General features: G+C 74.3%; 15 protein-coding genes. 14 read left to right on the top strand and 1 reads right to left on the bottom strand.

Features of this window, described 5'->3' with window-relative positions; all coding sequences use genetic code 11:
* Window positions 1–25: 25 nt before the first annotated feature.
* Both VGB24_RS07135 and VGB24_RS07140 read left to right on the top strand, forming a co-directional pair.
* Entirely contained in the window at window positions 26–1,345 is a 1,320-nt protein-coding gene (locus VGB24_RS07135; protein ID WP_331072251.1) for a hypothetical protein, read from the top strand.
* Between the two features lie 31 nt (window positions 1,346–1,376).
* Window positions 1,377–2,600, top strand: coding sequence for a glycosyltransferase family 4 protein (locus tag VGB24_RS07140; protein WP_331072252.1), 1,224 nt, complete (start codon window positions 1,377–1,379; stop codon window positions 2,598–2,600).
* Window positions 2,601–2,744: 144 nt separating this feature from the next.
* On the opposite strand, the gene VGB24_RS07145 is transcribed toward VGB24_RS07140, so the two are convergent.
* On the bottom strand, window positions 2,745–4,028 hold the full coding sequence (locus tag VGB24_RS07145) for an acyltransferase family protein (RefSeq protein ID WP_331072253.1): 1,284 nt from the start codon (window positions 4,026–4,028) through the stop codon (window positions 2,745–2,747).
* Window positions 4,029–4,207: 179 nt separating this feature from the next.
* Between VGB24_RS07145 and VGB24_RS07150 the strand changes: the two genes are divergently transcribed.
* The 12 genes from VGB24_RS07150 (at window position 4,208) to VGB24_RS07205 (ending at window position 19,228) form a co-directional block, all read left to right on the top strand.
* Entirely contained in the window at window positions 4,208–5,644 is a 1,437-nt protein-coding gene (locus tag VGB24_RS07150; protein ID WP_331072254.1) for a hypothetical protein, read from the top strand.
* Window positions 5,637–6,788, top strand: a complete 1,152-nt coding sequence (locus VGB24_RS07155) for a glycosyltransferase family 4 protein (protein ID WP_331072255.1) — start codon at window positions 5,637–5,639, stop codon at window positions 6,786–6,788. Before VGB24_RS07150 ends, VGB24_RS07155 begins: the two co-directional genes overlap by 8 nt.
* Window positions 6,788–8,104, top strand: coding sequence for a glycosyltransferase (locus VGB24_RS07160; protein ID WP_331072256.1), 1,317 nt, complete (start codon window positions 6,788–6,790; stop codon window positions 8,102–8,104). The genes VGB24_RS07155 and VGB24_RS07160 overlap by 1 nt, the downstream gene beginning before the upstream one ends.
* A gap of 61 nt (window positions 8,105–8,165) precedes the next feature.
* Window positions 8,166–8,891, top strand: a complete 726-nt coding sequence (locus VGB24_RS07165; protein WP_331072257.1) for a class I SAM-dependent methyltransferase — start codon at window positions 8,166–8,168, stop codon at window positions 8,889–8,891.
* Between the two features lie 267 nt (window positions 8,892–9,158).
* Window positions 9,159–11,171: an asparagine synthase (glutamine-hydrolyzing) gene (gene asnB, locus VGB24_RS07170; RefSeq protein WP_331072258.1), complete on the top strand. Its 2,013-nt coding sequence runs from the start codon at window positions 9,159–9,161 to the stop codon at window positions 11,169–11,171.
* The gene (locus tag VGB24_RS07175) at window positions 11,171–12,388 is read left to right on the top strand and encodes a glycosyltransferase family 4 protein (RefSeq protein ID WP_331072259.1); all 1,218 of its coding nucleotides are present in this window, start codon (window positions 11,171–11,173) and stop codon (window positions 12,386–12,388) included. The genes asnB and VGB24_RS07175 overlap by 1 nt, the downstream gene beginning before the upstream one ends.
* On the top strand, window positions 12,375–14,204 hold the full coding sequence (locus VGB24_RS07180; protein WP_331072260.1) for a heparinase II/III domain-containing protein: 1,830 nt from the start codon (window positions 12,375–12,377) through the stop codon (window positions 14,202–14,204). Before VGB24_RS07175 ends, VGB24_RS07180 begins: the two co-directional genes overlap by 14 nt.
* The gene (locus VGB24_RS07185) at window positions 14,205–16,331 is read left to right on the top strand and encodes a bi-domain-containing oxidoreductase (protein ID WP_331072261.1); all 2,127 of its coding nucleotides are present in this window, start codon (window positions 14,205–14,207) and stop codon (window positions 16,329–16,331) included.
* An 18-nt stretch (window positions 16,332–16,349) separates the two neighbouring features.
* Window positions 16,350–16,961 carry a sugar transferase gene (locus VGB24_RS07190; protein WP_331072262.1) on the top strand — a complete coding sequence of 204 codons (612 nt, stop codon included), beginning with the start codon at window positions 16,350–16,352 and terminating at the stop codon, window positions 16,959–16,961.
* The gene (locus VGB24_RS07195; RefSeq protein ID WP_331072263.1) at window positions 16,933–17,898 is read left to right on the top strand and encodes a methionyl-tRNA formyltransferase; all 966 of its coding nucleotides are present in this window, start codon (window positions 16,933–16,935) and stop codon (window positions 17,896–17,898) included. Before VGB24_RS07190 ends, VGB24_RS07195 begins: the two co-directional genes overlap by 29 nt.
* On the top strand, window positions 17,895–18,563 hold the full coding sequence (locus VGB24_RS07200) for a PIG-L deacetylase family protein (protein ID WP_331072264.1): 669 nt from the start codon (window positions 17,895–17,897) through the stop codon (window positions 18,561–18,563). The genes VGB24_RS07195 and VGB24_RS07200 overlap by 4 nt, the downstream gene beginning before the upstream one ends.
* Entirely contained in the window at window positions 18,560–19,228 is a 669-nt protein-coding gene (locus VGB24_RS07205) for an acetyltransferase (protein WP_331072265.1), read from the top strand. Before VGB24_RS07200 ends, VGB24_RS07205 begins: the two co-directional genes overlap by 4 nt.
* Window positions 19,229–19,230 lie beyond the last annotated feature (2 nt).

Below are 19,230 nucleotides of genomic sequence, written 5' to 3' on the forward strand. Positions count from 1 at the left end.
CACCGAAATACCTGGAGGTATCCCGATGGTACGTCCCACCCTTCTCGCGGCGGCCTGCGTCGCGGCCCTGGCGGCGCTCGGCTGCGACGGCGGCACGGCGGCGCAGACCGGGCCCCCGACGGTCAGGTTGAACTTCGCCGACCCGGGGCGGCAGGTACGGTCCATGGTGGGCTTCCTTCACGCGTTCAGCCCCACCACTCCGGGCGACTCGCTGTTCGCCCCCCTTCGTCCCGCCCTGTGGCGCGCCGGGCCCATGGGTCTGAACCGGCAGGCGGTGGAGCGGTCCAGGCGGATGGGCGCCCGGCCGGTCCTGGTGCTGAGCGACCTGTACCGCGGGTATCCGCTGATCGGGTGGCAGGCGCCGTACGCGGATTGGGAGGCGTGGGAAGCACGGGTGCGCGAAGTGGCGCGGGCCACCAAGGGGCAGGGGCTGATCTACGACGTGTGGAACGAGCCCGACACCCCCGTGTTCTGGACCGGCGGCGATGACCTCTTTTTCGAGACGTTCCGCCGGGCCGAGCGGGTGTTGCGGCAGGAACTGGGCAGCGAAGCCGTGGTGGCGGGGCCCAGCTTCGCCACCTGGGACGAGGCTCGCATCGCGCGGTTCATGGAGTACTGCCGCACGAACGGCGTGCGGGTGGACGTCCTTGCCTGGCACGAGTTCCACCTGGACAAGACCCTTCCCCGGATCGCCGACAACATCAAGCGGTCGCGCCGCTTCATGGAGGGCCGGTACGCATCGGTCGGCGTGCGGGAGCTGCACGTGCAGGAGGTAGGGACGGAGCAGCAGCACTTCCGGCCCGGCTCGGCCCTGGCGGGCCTGTTCTTCATCGAGAAAGGCGGCGCCGATGCCGCCGCGCGCGCCTGCTGGGGAGAGCCGGAGGGCGACTCGTGCTGGAACGAGACGCTGGACGGGCTTCTGACCCCCCGCCAGGAGCGGCGGGCCGTGTGGTGGGCGCACTGGGCGTACGCGCGCACCCTGGACGCGCGCGTGCCCAGCACCAGTAACGACGAGGGGCTGGTCTCGTTCGCCACGCGCGCCACCGCGTCGGAGCCGGCGCGGGTGGTGGTGGGGCACTTCGACCGCTTCGAGGGGCGCGGCGCCGTCGAGGTGCGCGTGCGGATGGAAAACGTGGCTTCGCTGCTGGCGCCCGGCCAGGCCGGGAAGGTGCGCGTCGTGGTACAGCGCATTCCCCTTTCCGGCGGGGCCGCGCTGCACGAGCTTCCGGTGGAGCAGGAGTTCGTGGTCGACGCGTCGGCCGCGGTGGTGGAGGTGGTCATCCCCGACTTCGGCGTGTACGAGGGCCGGGTGCTCACCCTGACGCCCGCGCCGGCATCGCCGTGACCCGCGTCCGCGCGGCGGGGGGGCGGGCCGGATGAACTGGGTGGTGGTGTTCAACGGGGCTCGCGACGGCTACCAGGTGCCGCTCGGCCTGGCCGGGGAGGGGCGGCTGGAGGCGCTGGTGACGGACTGGTACTCGCCCCTGGACCGCCGCTGGGCGGCGGCGCTCCCCGCCCGGGCCCGCGCCGTCCTGGGCCGGCGGTACGCGCCGGGGCTGCCGTCGTCGCGGGTGGTGTCGCTGTGGGGCCAGGCCGTCCGGCAGGCCGCGGGGCTGGGCACGCTGGACCAGGTGGACGCCCGGCTGGGCGCGCGGGCGGGGGCCCTGGCGCGGCGGCGCGGCGCGGGGATCCTGGCCTACAGCTACTACGCGCACGCGGCGTTCGGCGCCTACGGCCGCGGGGGCGCGCCGCGCCTGCTGTTCCAGGTGCATCCCCACCCGGCGTCGCTGCGGTCGCTGTTCCAGGACGAGATGAAGCGGGTGCCCGCCGCCGGGTCGCTCGCGGGGGAAGAAGAGATGCGGGCCGGGGGAGAGCGCTTTCAGCGGCTGGCCGGCGAGCCGCGGATGGCGGACCTGTGCCTGGTCGCGTCGCGCTACACCGGACGGACGCTGGTGGAGAACGGGGTGGCGCCCGAGGCGGTGCGGGTGATTCCGTACGGCGTCGACACCGCGTTCCTGCACCCCGCCCCCGAGCGCCGCCCCGGACCCTTCCGCGTGCTGTTCGCGGGCCAGATGGTGCAGCGGAAGGGGCTCAGCGACCTGCTGGAGGCGTGGCGGGGGCTGGGGCTGGCCCACGCCGAGCTCACGCTGGTGGGCCGCGGGCGCTTCGACGAGGGGGTCCTTCGCGCCTACGAGGGGTGCTTCCGCATGGAGACCGACGCGTCGCGGACCCGGCTGAGGGAACTGTACCAGCAGGCCGACGTGCTTTGCGTGCCGTCGCTCGCCGAGGGGTTCGGGCTGGTGTACCTGGAGGCCATGGCGTGCGGCACCCCCGTGATCGCCACCCACAACACCGGCGCGGCCGACCTGGTCACCGACGGCCGCGACGGATGGGTGGTGCCCATCCGCGCGCCCGAGGCGATCGCCGAGCGGCTTCGCTGGTGCCACGAGAACCGCGACGCCCTGGCCCGCATGCGCCCGGCCGTCCGCGCCACCGCCGAGCGGTACACCTGGCCCGCCTTCCGCGCCTCCGTGGCGCGCGCCACGCGCGAGGCGGGCGAACGCCCCGGCCCCGTTTCCGCCGATGCCGTCCGGCCATGAGCCACAACGAAGTGGAGGTGCGCCGCCAGTGCAGCGCATCCACCTGCTGAACACCGTGGACCGCGGGGTGAACCCCTACCGCACCGCCCCCCAAGGGGCGCTGCGGGGCATCAAGTAGCGCCCACTGAGCCGGCACGCGCCGGCTCAGCGGGCCGGGCCGGCGTCCACGAGCACCGCGCGCGCGCCGCTCCGCGCGAAGAGGGACCGGGCCTGCCGCTCCACCCACCGGCGCACCTGCACGGTGCGCTCCTCGGTCAGCCGCGCCAGCACCCAGGCATACCCCAGCACCAGCGCCGTGAGCGGAACCAGCGCAGCCAGGTGCGCCGCGTCGGGCTGCCAGGGCGCCGCGCCGTTGCGGGTGAGCACGGCCGCCAGGAACAGGATCAGCGGCATGTGCGCCACGTACAGCGTGAACGAGAAGCCCGCGATCACCCCCGACAGCGTTCTCCCCGCAGGTGCGCGCCGCGCCGCGGCGGCCCCGCCCTGCAGCAGCACCCAGAGCAGCAGCGTGAACACCACCCCCAGCGCGGCGTCGGCCGCCAGCCCCGAGGGGAACGCGTCGACGCGGACCAGCGCCAGGGTGCCCCCGAGCGCCAGGAGCAGCCCGCCCGCCGCGGCCCGGCGCACACGCGGCCGGCCGGCCAGCGGCGCAGGCGCCACCGCGACGGCCACGCCCAGGAGCCAGAGCAGGAAGTACGTGCGGATGACCGGGCCCACGAAAAGCGCCACGGCCGCGGCCAGCGCCACGTACGCGGCCTTGCGGACGGCGCCCGGGGCCAGTGCGCCCAGCAGCAGCGCCGGGAAGAGCGCATAGTACCAGAACTCGTAGCTCAGGCTCCACAGGGGCGCGTTGGAGCCGAAGGGAGGCGCCACGATTTCCTGCAGGTAGAACAGGTTGGCGAACAGGGTGCCCGGGCCCGTGCGGTCGCTCACGGCGAACGACATGAAGGGCGCGCCGGGCTCGCCGGTGTAGGTGCCCGCCGGGCCGAACAGCGCCAGCCCCGCCTGGTCCCAGAGGGCGCCCAGCACCAGGCAGGGCACCAGGACCACGTACAGCCGCGTCAGCCGCTGCGACGCGTACCACCCCCACGACCAGCGCCCCTCGTCCACCGCCCGCAGCACGCTGGCCGAGATCAGCAGGCCGCTCAGCACGAAGAAGACGATGACGGCCGCGTGGCCGAACCCGGTGGCGAAGTACACCGCCTTGGCGGCGAGGGACTGGTTCTCGGGGACCACCCGCGCATACTCCACGAAGAGCGCCGCGCGCAGGTGGTTCCACATCACGAACAGCGCCGCGGTCCCGCGGATCAGGTCCAGCCGGGCCGAGACGGGCTCGGGAAAGCGCAGCAGCGCGCCCCGCCGCAGCACCGCCGGGAGGGTCGCGCCTCGGGACGAAGGGGGAAGGCCGGGCCTGACTTCGTGGCTCATTCGCGCGGGAGATGCGGACGTGGACGGGATGGTCGGCAAATCTAACCCGCGACCGCTGGAAGTGCAATCGCCGCAACGGAGTACGCGCGGCCCCGGGGCACGCGGGTGGTGGCGTTCCGCGGCGCGGGCGTATAGATTTGCCGCGCCCAGCACCCGGTTTCACCCTGTTTCCGCGTCCCTTGCCGCTCGCATCGCCCACCGCCGATCGTTCCGCCGCCCCGGCTGCTCGCCGGGACGCGGTGTGGATCCTGGCCGCCGTCCTGGCGTGCGGGTGGTTCGTCGCGCGATACGGGCAGGCGTTCATGGGCCCGGAGACGCTGCTCTGCCTGGTGGTGGGCGCGGTGATCCTCGCGCCCGTCGCGGTGCGGTTGGCGACCGGCACCTTCGACCTGTTCGAGCCGATGGTGCTCGTGACCGGCCTGTACCTCCTGTATTTCGTCGTCGGGCCGCTGGTGCGGTTCTCGATGGACGACATGGTGTTCGTGGGGTACGATTTCGAACAAGTATACGCCGGCGCGCTGCTGGCGGTGCTCGTGGTGGCGGGTTCGCTGTGGGCAGGCTACGCGGTGCCCGTGGGGCCGCGCCCCGGGTCCATGGTCGCGCACCGGCGCTCCTGGGACCCGGAGGCCGCGAGGCGGCTGGGATGGGGGCTGGTGGTGCTGGCGCTGGTGTTCATGCTCCTGTGGGCGCGCATCGCCGGGCGGTCGCTGGGCACGTTCTTCCTTCCGGGGCTGTTCGGCTCCATGGGGGGCGGCGGTGACGGGCCCGACATCCCGTACCTGTTCCTGGCCATCGAGTGGTTCACGCCGGCCCTGCTGGTGCTGGTCATCGCGGGCGCGCTCCGCGGCCCCTGGTCGCGGGCCGCCGCCATACTGCTCATCACCATCGTCTACGTTTCCATCGGCTTCCGGTACCGCGTGGTGATCCTCTGGATCGCCTTCTCCATGCTGCTGTATCTCAAGGCCGGCAAGCGCCCCCGCCTGGCGGTGCTGGTGCCCGCCGTAATGGGCGCGTTCCTGTTCGTGGGGTGGCTGGCGTGGGCCCGCCTGTTCTTCCGGTCGGGGGGCGCAAACGGCGGGCTCAGCTTCCAGCTGGGCGACGTGGTCCAGGGCGCGCTGAGCGACACGCGCGTCTTCGAGACGTTCGGGGCGGTCATGCAGGTAGTGCCGCAGCACGTCGATTACGTGGGCTTCGATCCGCTGGGGTACCTGATCATCCTTCCCATCCCGCGGTTCCTGTGGCCCGAAAAGCCGCTGCCCATGTGGCTGTACGACATCGGCGGCAGCATCGGCACCGCCGAGTCGGTGAACCTGGGCGCGGCGGTGCCCCACTTCGGCGAGTACTACTTCATGTTCGGGTGGCCGGGGATGGCCCTGGGCAGCTTCCTGTTCGGCATGGGGGTGCGCTGGCTCTGGCGCTGGTACCAGGCCGACCCGGGCGACTCCTGGCGGCAGCTGCTGCTGGCCATCAACACCGGGTTCCTGTTCCAGGCCGTGATCCGGGGGTACCTGGCGCAGGTGTTCCAGGAGTGGTGCTTCATCGTGTTGCCGGCCATCGTCATCATGCGGATGTGCACCCGTCCGGCCCCGCCGGCCCCGGGGAATGCGCATGCCTAGGGTGCTGGTCGTCAGCAACATCCCCACGCCGTACAACGACGCCCTCTTCGCCCGGCTGGCGCGCCGGCCGGGGGTGCAGCTGCGGGTGGCGTACGGCGCGCCCACCGAGGCCAACCGCGCCTGGGCGCTGGTGGCCGACAAGGGCTACGAGTACCAGGTGCTGCGGGGGCGCACCCTGGCCGGCTCGGCGCACGTGAACCCGGGGGTGGTCCCGCTGGTGGCGCGGTCCCGCCCCGACGTGGCGGTGCTCACCGGGTCGTACACCATGCCCACCGTCCAGCTGGCCGCCGCGGCGCTGGGGGTGAGCGGCGTTCCCTGGGTGTACTGGGGCGAAGAGCTGCTGCACGGCCCCGCGCCGCCCGCCCGCCGGGCGCTGCGCGGGGCGCTGCGGGCCATGCTGAGGCGGGCGCGGGGAGTGCTGGCCATCGGCACCCGCGCGCGCGCCTCGTACGAGCGCGCGGGGGTGCGGCCGGAGCGCATCGCCGACTTCCGCTACTACGCCGACACCGGCGCCTTTCAGCTTTCGCCCGGGGCCCGCGCGGAGGCGCGTTCGCGGGTGCGGGCGGAGCTGGGGATGGCTCCCGGCACCGTGGCGTTCGTGTACGCGGGGCAGCTGATCGCGCGGAAGGGGGTCGACACCCTGCTCCGCGCCTTCGCGCGGCTGCACGCCCCCGGCGCGGTGGCGGTGGTGGCGGGCGACGGCCCCGACCGCGACGCCCTGGCGGCGCTCGCGCGCGAACTGGGGATCGCGGAGCGGGTGAGGTTTCCCGGGTTCGTGCAGCCCGCGCGGCTTCCGGGGCTGTTCGCCGCCGCCGACGCCTTCGTCCTTCCCTCGCACGCCGAGGGGTGGGGGGTGGTGGTGCCCGAGGCCATGGCGGCGGGGCTCCCCGTGCTGGCCTCCGAGCGGGTGAACGCCGCCGCCGACCTGGTCGCCGAGGGGCGCTCGGGATGGCTGTTTCCGGCGGGGGACGACCGGCTGCTGGGGGCCCGCATGGCCCAGCTGTGCGCCACGCCGGGGCTTGCGGCGCGGATGGGCGCCGCCGGGCGGGAGTCGCTGCGCGACGAGCAGCCGGCGCCCGCCGCCCGGCGGATGGTGGCCCTGCTGGACGCGGCCCGGGCCGGCCGGCCGCTGGCGGGGCTGTGATGAGCGGCGCCGGCGTACGCCCGCTGCCCGTGGCCGGGACCCGGGGACTCCCGCGGGGCACCCGCATCCTTTTCGTGGCCGACGGACGCAGCCCCATCGCGCGCGGCTGGATCGAGCACTTCGTGGCCAGGGGCGACGAGGTGCACCTGGTGTCGACCTTTCCCTGCGAGGCGGGGTCGCTCCGGCTGGCCGGGCTTCACGTGCTTCCCGTCGCCTTCGCGCGGTTCGCCGGGGGCAACGTCGGTCGCGGCGCGGGGGCGGCGGCCGCAGCGCGCCCAGCGGCCGCCCTGACGCGCAGGCTGCGGGCACGGGCCGTGGCGGCGGCGTTTCCCACCGTGTTCGGCTGGCTGGCGCCCGCCACCCTGGGCAGCCACGCGCGGCGCCTTCGCGAGCTGGTCCGACAGGTCCGGCCGGAGGTGGTACACGCGCTGCGCATTCCGTACGAGGGGATCGTGGCGGCCGAGGCGCTCGCCGGCACGGCGTACCCGCTGGTCGTGTCGGTGTGGGGAAACGACCTGGAGCTGTGGGCGGAGCGCTACCCCCTCGTCGGGCGGTTCACCCGGCGTGCGCTGGCGCGCGCCACGGCGCTGCACCCCGACTGCGCGCGCGACCTGCACCTGGCCGAGCGCTGGGGGTGGAACCCGGAGCGGCCCTCGGCCGTGCTTCCCGGCAACGGGGGAATCCGCCGCGACGTCTTCCATCCCGGGCCGCCCGACGCGGAGGTGGCGCGCCGGCACGGGCTGCCGCTGGGCGGCCCGCTGGTGCTGAACGCCCGCGGCTTTCGGGCGTACGTGCGCAACGATACGTTCTTCCGCGCCATTCCGCGCGTGCTGGAGCGCCGTCCCGAGGTGGTGTTCGCCGCGGTGGGAATGCGGGGCGACCCGCGCGCCGAGCGGTGGCTGCGCGACCTGGGGATCGGCCACGCGGTGCGCCTGCTCCCGCGGGTGGAGCCGGAGGAGATGGCCCCGCTCTTCCGCCTGTCCGCCGCCGCGGTGTCGCCGTCGGAGTTCGACGGCACGCCCAACACCCTGCTGGAGTCGATGGCGTGCGGTGCCTTTCCGCTGTCGGGCGACATCGCGTCGGTGCGCGAGTGGGTGCAGGACGGTGTCAACGGCCTGCTCTTTCCGCCCGGCGACCCGGGGGCGCTGGCCGACGCGACGCTTCGCGCCCTCGACGACGAGGGTTTGCGCCGCCGGGCCGGCGAGCGCAACCAGGGGCTCATCCGCGACCGGGCCGACCATGCCGCTTCCATGGCCCGGGCCGAGGCGCTGTACGTGGCCGCCATGGGGGCCGCGGGCGGCCCCGCCGCGCCCTGAGCGCCCCGCGTAATCGGGCCCAACGGTTCTTCCACTCCGCTTCCTTGCCGCCGAAACCCAGATGACCACACGCCAGGCCGCCGCGGCGAAGCTGCGGGACGTGAACCCGTTGGTCGCGAAAATCTTCGACACCGCCACGGTGCACGATCTGTCGGGGGAGCCGGTCGAGGTGCACTCGCAGCTCTCCGAGCTTCACGCCGATGCCCTGTACGCCACCGTACTGGCCCAGCGGCCCCAGGTCGTGGTGGAGGTGGGAATGGCGTTCGGGCTGTCGTCGCTCGCCATCCTCAGCGCGCTGCGCGACGCGGGCGGCACGGGGCGGCTCATCTCCATCGACCCCTTCCAGAGCACCGCCTGGCGGGGAATCGGCAGGGCCAACGTGGAGCGGGCGGGGCTCGCGGAGCTGCACGAGCTCATGGAGACGCCCGACTACCTGGGCCTGCCGCGGCTGCTGGAAGCGGGAACCCGGGTGGACTTCGGCTACATCGACGGGTGGCACACGTTCGACTACACGCTGCTGGACTTCTGGTACCTGGACCGCATGGTGCCCAAGGGCGGCGTGGTGGCGTTCAACGACGCGGGGCTCCGCGCCGTGCACCGGGTGATGCGCTTCGTGCGCACCCATCGCCGGTACCGCGAGCTGAACGTGGGGCTGCGCCCCTCCTACCGCGGGCGCAACCCGGTGGCCACCCTGCAGCGGCGGCTGACGGGGCGGCAGGACGCCGACCGGTACTTCCAGAAGGTCGAGGAATGGGAGCCGGCCTGGAACTTCTACGCCCCCTTCTGATGGCGGGGGGACCGGCGCCCTCGGGCGGCCGTGCCCGTGCGGAGGGTGGGCGGGACGCTGAACGAGCGGCTTCCGGGGATGGCGCCGGAGGCCGCTTCGTTCGCCCGGGAGGCGCGGGCGCTTGCTTGTTCGGCGTTCGAAAAACGTGTATTTTGGTCGATTCCCCCGCGGAATGCCCCGGCGCGATCCGGGGCACGGAGGGGTGATGGACATCAGGGGCCGAGGAGAGCAGATGCGGGTGGTCGCACGTGGCGGGGGGCGGGGCTGATGTGCGGCATCGCGGGGTTCGCGGGGGCGTTCGAGCCCGCCGTGCTGGAACGGATGATCACCTGCGTGGCGCACCGGGGCCCGGACGGCGAGGGGCGCCGCGTCATCGAGGGCGGGGCTCCCCGGCGCAGGGTGGGGCTGGCGCACCGGCGCCTGTCCATCATCGACCTGTCCCCCAGCGGGGCCCAGCCCATGGGCGTGCGCTGCGGCCGCTGCGGCGTCGCCGAGAACGCCCCCGACGCCGGGCTGTGGATGACGTACAACGGCGAGATCTACAACTTCCAGGAGCTGCGCCGCGAGCTGGAGTCGCGCGGCCACGCGTTCGGCAGCCGCACCGACAGCGAGGTGCTGCTGCACCTGTACGCCGACGAGGGCCCGGCCATGCTGGAGCGGCTGAACGGCATCTTCGCCCTGGCCATCTACGACGGCCGCCCCTCCGGCCAGCGCGGCGGCATGCGTCCCGGCGACGTGCTGGTGGCGCGCGACGGCCTGGGGGTGAAGCCGCTGTACTACGCGTCGCTTCCCGAAGGGGTGCTGTTCGGCTCGGAGATCAAGTCGCTGCTGCAGACGGGGCGCGTTCCCCGCGAGATGGACCCCGAGGCCATCCACTACCACCTGGCCTACCTGTGGGCGCCCTCGCCCTCCACGGTGCTCAAGCACGTGCGCAAGCTGCGCCCCGGCTTCGCCATGGTGCTGCGCGAGGGCGGGGTGGAGCGCGAGTGGTGCCACTACGACCTGCCGTACGGGCGCGACCCCCTCCCCGGCTCCGAGGCCGAGATCGCGGCCGAGCTGGCCCGGCAGGTCGAGGCGGCGGTGGACCGGCAGATGGTGGCCGACGTTCCCGTGGGGGCCTTCCTTTCCGGCGGGCTCGACAGCAGCGCCGTGGTGGCCATGATGCGGCGCGTGCGGCCGGACTACACGCCCCGCTGCTACTCCATCGGTTTTCGCGGCGACCAGGACGTCGAGGGGAACCCGGCGGACCTGCCGTACGCCCGGCGGGTGGCGGCGCACCTGGGCGTGGACCTGTGCGTCCTGGAGATCGAGCCCGACGCCATCCGCCACCTGGAGCGCATGCTCTACCACCTGGACGAGCCCCAGGCGGACCCGGCGCCCATCAACGCCCTGCTGATCAGCGAGCAGGCGCGGGCGGACGGGACGAAGGTGCTGCTTTCCGGCGCGGGGGGCGACGACATTTTTTCCGGCTACCGGCGGCACTACGCCCTGCGGATGGAGCGCGCCTGGTCGTGGCTCCCCTCCACGGCGCGGGGCGGGCTGGCCGGCGCCGCGCGCTGGGCGGGCGAGGGCGGGCTGGGGATGATGGACCGTCCCTCCATCCGCCGCGCGGCCAAGGCCTTTGCCCACGCCGACCTGGACCCCGACCGGCGGATGGCCAGCTACTGGTGGTGGAGCGGCGAAGCCGTGCGCCGCGCCCTGTACACGCCGGCGTTCGCCGCCGCCACGCGCGACGTGGACACGGCCGCGCCGCTGGTCGCCAGCCTGCGCCGCATCCCGGGCGAGCGCGACCCGCTGAACCGCATGCTGTACCTGGAAGCCAAGCACTTCCTGGCGGACCACAACCTGAACTACACCGACAAGACGGGGATGGCCGCCGGGGTGGAAACGCGGGTGCCGCTGCTGGACCGGGAACTGGTGGACTTCGCCACCCGCATTCCCCCCCGGCTCAAGCAGCAGGGGCGGGTGGGCAAGGCCATCTTCAAGAAGTCGATGGAGCCGTTCCTACCCCACGACGTCATCTACCGTCCCAAGACCGGCTTCGGCGCGCCGCTGCGCGACTGGCTGCACGGCGAATTGCGGGACCTGCGCGAGGACACGCTGGGCGCCGCCGCCCTTTCCCGCCGCGGGTGGTTCGATCCCGCCGCCGTCGCCCGCCTCGTGGAGCAGGACCGGCGCGGCGAGGTCGACGCGGCCTACACCATCTTCGCCATGATGTGCATCGAGCTGTGGTGCCGCATGTTCGTCGACGCCCCCCTTCCCGCACGCGCCGCCGCCTGATGCCTTCGCTGTTGTGGGTGAACCACTTCGCCGTCGGCCCGGGGGAGGGCGGCGGCACGCGGCACTTCGAGCTGGGGCGCGAGCTGGCCCGCCGCGGTTGGGGGGTGACCGTCGCCGCGTCGGACCTGAACCTGCACACCCGCCGGTACGCGCGCCGCTCCGGCCCGGGCGACCGCCGGGCGATCGACGAAGCCATCGAGGGGGTGCGCTTCCGCTGGCTGTGGGCGGCCCCGTACGAGCGCAACGACTGGCGCCGCGCCCTGAACTGGCTTTCGTTCAGCGCCCGGGTGTGGCGGCTCCCCCGGAGCGAGCGGCCGGACGTGGTGATCGGCTCGTCGCCCCACCTGTTCGCCGCGCTGGCGGCGGAGCGGCTGGCGGCGCGCTGGGGGGTGCCCTTCGTCTTCGAGGTGCGCGACCTGTGGCCCGAGACGCTTGCCGCCGCGGGCGGGCGGCGCAGCCCGGGGTACCTCGCGCTGGAGCGGATCGCCTGGTGGCTGTACCGGCGTGCCTCGCGCATCGTGGTCCTGGCGCGCGGCTCGGCCGACTACCTGGCCGAGCGGGGGGTGCCGCGCGCAAAGCTGGTGCACGTTCCCAACGGCGTCGACGTTTCCGCCTTCGCCGCCATCCGGCGCCCCCCCCGCGAAACGCTGACCCTGGTCTACACGGGCGCGCACGGCCCGCTGAACGGGCTGGACGCCGTGCTCGACGCGGCCGAGCGGCTGCGGGACCGCGCGGACCTCCGCTTTCTGCTGGTGGGCGACGGGCCGGCCAAGGCCGGGCTCGTGGCCGACGCGGAGCGGCGGGGCTTGGCGAACGTGGAGTTCCGCGCCTCCGTCCCCAAGCAGGCCATGCCGGCGCTGCTCGCCGAGGCCGGCGCGGGGCTGATGGTGCTCCGCGACGTGCCGCTCTTTTCCTTCGGCGTGAGCCCCAACAAGCTGTTCGACTACCTGGGCGCGGGGCTGCCGGTGGTCTGCAACGTCCCCGGCGAGGTGGCGGAGATGGTCCGTGCCGCGGGGGCAGGGGAGCAGGCCGCGGACGCGTCCGGCGCCGCCCTGGCCGAGGCCGTCGTGCGGCTGGCCGCGGCGCCCGCGGACGAGCGCGCGCGCATGGGCGAGCGGGGCCGCGCCTGGGTGGCGGGCGAGCACGACCGCCCCGTCCTGGCCGACCGGCTGGACGGAATGCTGCGCTCCCTGGTGGCCGACCGTGCTGCCGGTTGAGCGCTGGCCCCAGGCGTTGCGCACCGTCGCGCGCACCTACGGCGCGCGCGGGGCCACGCGGCGCGCCCGGCACGAGGCGCGGAAGGCGACGGGCCGCTTCCGCCCGTCCCCGCGCTTCCCCGTGCCGGGCGCGCCGTCGCCCGGGAATCACCCCTTCCACGTGGACGGACGGCGCCTGCGGAGCGCGACGGACCTCGGGGTCGCGATCGAGCGCGCGGACCGGGTGGCGGACGGCTTCCATCACGCCTACCGGTGGACGTGGAAGCCGCTCCCGTCCACCCCGGCGGAGTGGCTGGCGCACCCGGGGACGGGGCACTCGTTCGGTGATGCGCCCTGGTGGACGGTGCCGCACCTGGGCTCCGCCGGCGACATCAAGGACGTCTGGGAGCCGGGACGCTTCGGCTGGGTGTACGACCTGGTGCGCGGCTGGCTGGTGACGGGCGACGCGCGCTACGTGGACGCCTTCCGCCGCCGGTTCGACACCTGGCGCGCCAGCAGCCCGCCCTTTCGCGGCCCGCACTGGGGGTGCGGGCAGGAAACGGCCATCCGCGCCGCGGCGCTCCTGTACGCCGAGGCCAGCCTGCCGCCGGTGGAGGGGGTCGCCGAGACGCTGGCGGCGTCGGGCGAGCGCATCGCCGACGCCATCGGCTACGCGGTGTCGCAGCACAACAACCACTCGCTTTCCGAGGCGGCGGGGCTGGTGTGCCTGGGCATCCGCTTCCGCGGCGCGCATCCCGAGGCGGAGCGCTGGCTGCGGAGCGGGCGCCGCTGGCTGGCCCGGCTGGTCACGGAACAGTTCGCGCCGGACGGGTGGTACGTGCAGCACTCGTTCACCTACCTGCGCCTGGCGCTGGACCAGTGCGTGGTGGCCGAGCGCGCGCTGCGCTCCGCCGGCCTGGCGCTGCCGGACGACGCGGTCGCCCGGCTGAAGGCGGCCGTAGCGCTGCTGCTGGCCGTGATGGAGGGCGAAACGGGAACGGTGCCCAACCACGGGGCCAACGACGGCGCCTTCGTCCACCCCGTGACGACGGCCGGGTTCCGCGACTTTCGTCCCGCGGTCACCGCCGCGTGCGCCACGTGGGGCATTCCGCTGCCCGATGACGTCCCCGCGGACCCCGAGGCGCTGGCGTGGCTGGGAGTGGACGCGCCTCCGGCCGCCCCGGCGCGGGGTGACGGCGTGTGCAGCGGGTCGTCAGGGTGGGCGGTGGCGCGGGTGGGAGGGGCCCGCGTGTTCCTGCGCGCGGGGCGCTACACCAGCCGTCCCAGCCACATGGACCCGCTTCACCTGGACGTGGGCTTCGGCGGCCGCGAGGTGGTGGTGGACGCGGGGACCTTCGCCTACAACGCGCCCCCGCCGTGGAAGAACGGCCTGACGGGGGCGCGGGTGCACAACGGCCCCGTGCTCGACGGGCGCGAGCCGGGGGTGCGCGGGCCGCGCTTCCTGTGGTACATTTGGCCCGAAGCAGACCTGGTCGCCGCCGAGCACGGCCCGGACGGGGCGACGCTCGTGGCCGAGGTGCCCGGCCGCATCCGCCGCACCGTCCGCGTGACGGCGGGCGAGGTGGCGGTCGAGGACCGCATCCCGCCCGGCGCGGCCCGCGAGGCGGTCGTCGGCTGGCTGCTGCACCCCGGCGCCCCGGCGGGCGCCGTCCGCGTGGACGGGCCCGCCGAGGTGGTCGAAGCCGTGGAAGGCGACACGGCCGGCTGGTATTCCCCGGCGTACGGCGAGCGGATCGCCTCGCGCCGGGTGCAGGTGCGCCGCCCCGCGGCGGGCGGCGCCGTGATCACGACCTTCATCGTCCCGGACGATTCCTGAATGAAGCAGTTGCTGCAGCAGCTCAACACGGGCGAAACCCGCCTGGCCGACGTGCCGGTGCCCCGCGCGGGGTCCGCGTCGCTGGTGGTGGAAACCCGCGCCACGCTGGTTTCGGCGGGGACGGAGCGCATGCTGGTGGAGTTCGGCCGCGCCAACCTGATCGACAAGGCGCGCAGCCAGCCCGACAAGGTCAAGCAGGTGCTCGACAAGATGCGCACCGACGGGGTGGGCCCCACCCTCGATGCGGTGCGCTCCAAGCTGGACCAGCCCATCCCCCTGGGCTACTGCCACGCGGGGGTGGTGGTGGAGGCGGGGGCGAAGGCGGTGCGGTTCCGTCCCGGCGACCGGGTGGTGACCAACGGCCCCCACGCCGAGTACGTGCGCGTTCCCCACACGCTGGCCGCGCGCATCCCCGACGGGGTGAGCGAGGAGGCCGCCGCCTTCACCCCCCTGGCCGCCATCGGGCTGCAGGGCATTCGCATGGCGGCCCCCACGCTGGGCGAAACGGTGGTCGTCTACGGGCTGGGGCTCATCGGCCTGCTGACGGTGCAGCTGCTGCGCGCCAACGGCTGCCGGGTGATCGGCATCGATCGCGACCCCTCGCGGCTGGCCCTGGCCGAGCGCTTCGGCGCCACCCCGCTGGACGGCACCGCGGGGGGCGTGGCCGAGCGGGTGCTGGCGGCCACGAACGGGGTGGGCGCCGACGCCGTGCTGCTGACGCTGGCCTCGGACTCGGACGACCCCGTGCACCAGGCGGCGGAGATGAGCCGCAAGCGCGGCCGCCTGGTGCTGGTGGGGGTCACGGGGCTGAACCTGCGCCGCGACGACTTCTACCGGAAGGAGCTCACCTTCGCGGTGTCGTGCAGCTACGGCCCGGGGCGCTACGACCCCGACTACGAAGAGGCCGGGCACGACTACCCGCTCCCCTTCGTGCGGTGGACCGAGCAGCGGAACTTCGAGGCCGTGCTGGAGCTGATGGGCGGCGGCCGGCTGGACCCGCTGGCCCTGGTCACCCACCGCTTCGAGTTCGGCGACGCCCCCGCGGCGTACGAGGTGATCTCGGGGAAAGAGCCCAGCCTGGGCGTGGTGCTCACCTACCCCGACCGGGGCGGGGTGCTTCCCACGGTGGAGGCGCGCGTGCTGACCAACCGCCCCGCGTCCGCGAAAGCCGGGCAGGGGGTGGTGGGGATGATCGGCGCCGGCAACTTCGCCCTGCGCACGCTGCTGCCCGCGCTGGGCGAAACGGGGGCGCGGCTTCACACCATCGCCTCCAGCGGCGGCACCAGCGGCGCCGTCGTGGGCGGCAAGTTCGGCTTCGAGCGGGTGACCACCGACGTGGACGCGGTGATCGAGAACCCGGAGATCGACACCGTCTTCGTCCTCACCCGCCACGACACGCATGCTCGGCTGACGGAGCGTGCGCTGGCCGCGGGGAAGCACGTCTTCGTGGAAAAGCCGCTGGCCCTCACCGACGAGGAGCTCGACGCCGTCGAGGCCGCGGCGCAGTCGTCGGGGCGGCTGGTGACGGTGGGCTTCAACCGCCGCTTCGCCCCGCTGGCGGGCGAGATGCAGGCCCTGCTGCGCGGGCGCGCGGGGCCGGTGTCGGTGGTGGCCACGGTCAACGCGGGCGCCATCCCGCGCGACCACTGGACGCAGGACCCGGCTGTGGGCGGCGGGCGCATCACCGGCGAGGGGTGCCACTTCATCGACCTGTGCCGGTTCCTGGTGGGCGCGCCCATCCGCGGGCTCCAGGTGACGCCGGCGCGCGACGGGGCGGGGCGTGCCATCGACGACATCGCCCACCTGTCGCTTTCCTTCGCCGACGGCTCCACGGCGGCGGTGCACTACCTGGCGTCGGGGGCGCGGTCGTATCCCAAGGAGCGCATCGAGTGCTTCTGGGACGGAAAGACGGCGGCCATCGACAACTGGCGGCGGCTGCGGCGCTTCGGCGTGGCGGGGCCCTGGTGGGAGCGGTCGCGCGCCATGGACAAGGGACACGCGGCCGAGCTGCGCCTGTGGATGGAGGCCGTGCGCACCGGCGGCGCGCCCCCCATCCCGCTGGACGAGCTGTGGGAGGTGTCGCGCTGGTCCATCCGCGCCGGGGCACTGGCACGCGATGCGGGCTGACCGGCCCGGAGGCGTCCGGTGAAGCGGGTGCTGGACGTCCTGGTGTCGGGCGCGGCGCTGCTGGCCGCTTCGCCCGTGCTGGCGCTGGCGGCGGCCGGCATCCTGCTGGAAGACGGGCGGCCGCTGCTGTTCGTGCAGCCGCGCGCGGGGAGGGGAGGGCGGGTGTTCCACGCGCTCAAGTTCCGGACGATGCGGGTGCACCAGGTCCCCGCGCACCAGATGGCGCAGGTGCGCGCCGGCGACCCCCTGGTGACGCGCGTGGGCTCGGTGCTGCGCCGGCTGAAGGTCGACGAGCTGCCGCAGCTGGTGAACGTCCTGCGCGGCGACATGTCGCTGGTGGGCCCGCGCCCCACGCTGCCGGAGCAGGTGGCGGGGTACGACGCCTTCCAGCGGCGGCGGCTGGAGGTGACGCCGGGGCTCACGGGGTGGGCGCAGGTGAACGGCAACACCGAGCTCGACTGGCCCGAGCGCATTTTGCTGGACGTGTGGTACGTGGACCACCGCTCGCTCTGGCTGGACCTGCGCATCCTGGCGCGGACGCTGGCGGTGGTCGTGGGGGGCGAACGGGTCCGGAGCGGCCCCTTGGAACAGGCACGGCTGCATGCGCACGGTTCTGGTCGGGGCGGTTGAAAGCACGCGGGTGGCGCTGCAGGCCATGGCGGAGTCGGGGCACGCGCCCGCGGCGCTGCTGACCCTGCCCCCCGACCGCTCGCGCCGCCACTCGGACTACGTGCACCTGCGGCCCCTGGCCCAGTCGCTGGGCGTAGCGGTGATCGACGCGCCGGACGTGAACACGCCGGAGGCGCTGGCGGCGATGAGCGAGGTGGCGCCCCACCACGTGCTGGTGATCGGGTGGTCGCAGATCTGCCGCGACGACTTCCTGGCGGTGCCCGCGGGAGGGGCCATCGGCTACCACCCCGCGCCGCTGCCGGAGAACCGCGGGCGCGGGGTGATCCCGTGGACCATCCTGCAGGGCGTGCGTGAGACGGGCGGCACCCTGTTCTGGCTGGACCAGGGGATGGACTCGGGCGACATCGCGGCGCAGGAGCGCTTCGGCGTGGACGAGGACGAAACGGCGGCCACGCTGTACGGCAAGCACATGGACGCGCTGCGGCGCATGCTGGCCGGGCTGATGCCGCGGCTGGCGGCCGGAACGGCGCCGCGGCTGCCGCAGGACCACTCGCGCGCCACGTTCTGCGCCCGGCGCACCGCCGCGGACGGGTGGATCGACTGGACGAAGCCCGCCGACCAGGTATGGGCGCTGGTGCGCGCCTCGGGCGACCCGTACCCCGGCGCCTTCACGGTGCAGGGGGGCGAAAGGCTGGTGGTGTGGGCGGCGGACCGGGTGCGGGACGACCGCTGGTGGGGCCTTCCCGGCCAGGTGCAGGCGATGGATGAAGGGGGCGTGCTGGTGCAGTGCGGCGACCGCGGCCACATACGGCTCCGGGTGGTGCAGCGGGGGGATGGCGAACGGGTGGACGCGCGAAAGGTGCTGCGGATGCACGAAAAGCTGGGGATGGACGGGGCGGCGCTGTTCGCGGCGCTGCCGGGGGAGAGGCGGGCGTGAAGGGCCCGCTGCTGGTGGTGGCGCCGCACCCGGACGACGAGGTGCTGGGCGCCGGCGGCACCATCGCCCGGCTGTCGGCCGCGGGCGAGGACGTGTACGTCGTCATCGTGACCAAGGGCTTTCCCCCGCACTGGGACGAGGCGTTCATCGCCCGGGGGCGCGCCGAGGCGGCGGATGCGCACCGGGTGCTGGGCGTGCGGGAAACGTTCTTCCTGGACTTTCCCGCCGCGGCGCTCGACACGGTGGCGCACCGCGACCTGAACGCCCGGATGGGCGAGGTGTTCGCGCGGGTGCGGCCGCACACGGTGCTCATCCCCTTCGTGGGCGACATCCACGCCGACCACCAGCTGGTGTTCCTTTCGGCCCTGGTGGCGTCGCGCCCCTCCACCGCCGCGCCGCCGCGGATGGTGCTGGCGTACGAGACGCTCTCCGAAACCAACTGGAACGCGCCGTACCTGTCGCCGGCCTTCGCGCCGAACGTGTACGTGGACGTGTCGGACCAGCTGGACACCAAGGTGCGCGCCATGGAGTGCTTCGAGTCGCAGATCCAGCCCTTTCCGCACGAGCGCTCGGCCGAGGCGCTGCGGGCGCTGGCGACCATGCGCGGGTGCACCGTGGGCGTGCGCGCGGCCGAGGCGTTCGTGCTGGTGCGCCAGGTCTGGTGACCGACTTCCTGGTGTGGGGGGGCGGGGGCCACGGCAAGGTCGTGGCCGACCTGGTGCGCGCGGCCGGCCACCGGCTGGCGGGGTTCGTGGACCGCGACCCCGCCAAGCGCGGCCAGGTGGTGGAGCCCGGCGGCGCGACGGTCGTGGCCGGCGAGGACGAGCTGCTGGACGCCATCCGCCGCGCGGCCCCGCTTCCCGCCGGCGCCGGCGCCGTGGCCCTGGCCGTGGGCGACAACGCGCAGCGCGCGCGCTGCCTGGCCGCGCTGGGCGACACGCCCGCGCCCCCGCTGGTGCATCCCACGGCCACGGTGAGCCCCTCGGCGACAATCGGGCGGGGAACGGTGGTCTTTCCCCGCGTGGTGGTGAACGCCGCCGCGCGCGTCGGCGAAGCGGTGATCCTGAACACCGCCTCCGTGGTGGAGCACGACTGCGTGGTGGGCCACGGGGCGCACCTGTCGCCCATGTCGTCGCTGTGCGGAAACGTGCGCGTGGGCGACCGCGGCTGGATCGGGGCGGGGGCCACGGTGGTGCCAGGAGTGCGCATCGGCGACGACGCGCGGGTGGGGGCCGGCGCCGTGGCGGTCCGCGACGTGCCGGTAGGGGCCACGGTGGCCGGCGTGCCGGCCCGGCCGCTGGTCCGAACGAGCAACGAGCAACCGACGTGAGC

It is taken from the genome of Longimicrobium sp. (assembly GCF_036399935.1).
Taxonomy (GTDB): Bacteria; Gemmatimonadota; Gemmatimonadetes; order Longimicrobiales; family Longimicrobiaceae; genus Longimicrobium.

Excerpts from the sequence above, each read along its gene's own strand:
- asnB (WP_331072258.1), top strand. The coding sequence starts at position 9,159 with ATGTGCGGCATCGCGGGGTTCGCGGGGGCGTTCGAGCCCGCCGTGCTG.
- VGB24_RS07175 (WP_331072259.1), top strand. The coding sequence starts at position 11,171 with ATGCCTTCGCTGTTGTGGGTGAACCACTTCGCCGTCGGCCCGGGGGAG.
- VGB24_RS07145 (WP_331072253.1), bottom strand. The coding sequence starts at position 4,028 with ATGAGCCACGAAGTCAGGCCCGGCCTTCCCCCTTCGTCCCGAGGCGCG.
- VGB24_RS07140 (WP_331072252.1), top strand. The coding sequence starts at position 1,377 with ATGAACTGGGTGGTGGTGTTCAACGGGGCTCGCGACGGCTACCAGGTG.
- VGB24_RS07195 (WP_331072263.1), top strand. The coding sequence starts at position 16,933 with ATGCGCACGGTTCTGGTCGGGGCGGTTGAAAGCACGCGGGTGGCGCTG.
- VGB24_RS07135 (WP_331072251.1), top strand. The coding sequence starts at position 26 with ATGGTACGTCCCACCCTTCTCGCGGCGGCCTGCGTCGCGGCCCTGGCG.
- VGB24_RS07160 (WP_331072256.1), top strand. The coding sequence starts at position 6,788 with ATGAGCGGCGCCGGCGTACGCCCGCTGCCCGTGGCCGGGACCCGGGGA.
- VGB24_RS07155 (WP_331072255.1), top strand. The coding sequence starts at position 5,637 with ATGCCTAGGGTGCTGGTCGTCAGCAACATCCCCACGCCGTACAACGAC.
- VGB24_RS07165 (WP_331072257.1), top strand. The coding sequence starts at position 8,166 with ATGACCACACGCCAGGCCGCCGCGGCGAAGCTGCGGGACGTGAACCCG.
- VGB24_RS07185 (WP_331072261.1), top strand. The coding sequence starts at position 14,205 with ATGAAGCAGTTGCTGCAGCAGCTCAACACGGGCGAAACCCGCCTGGCC.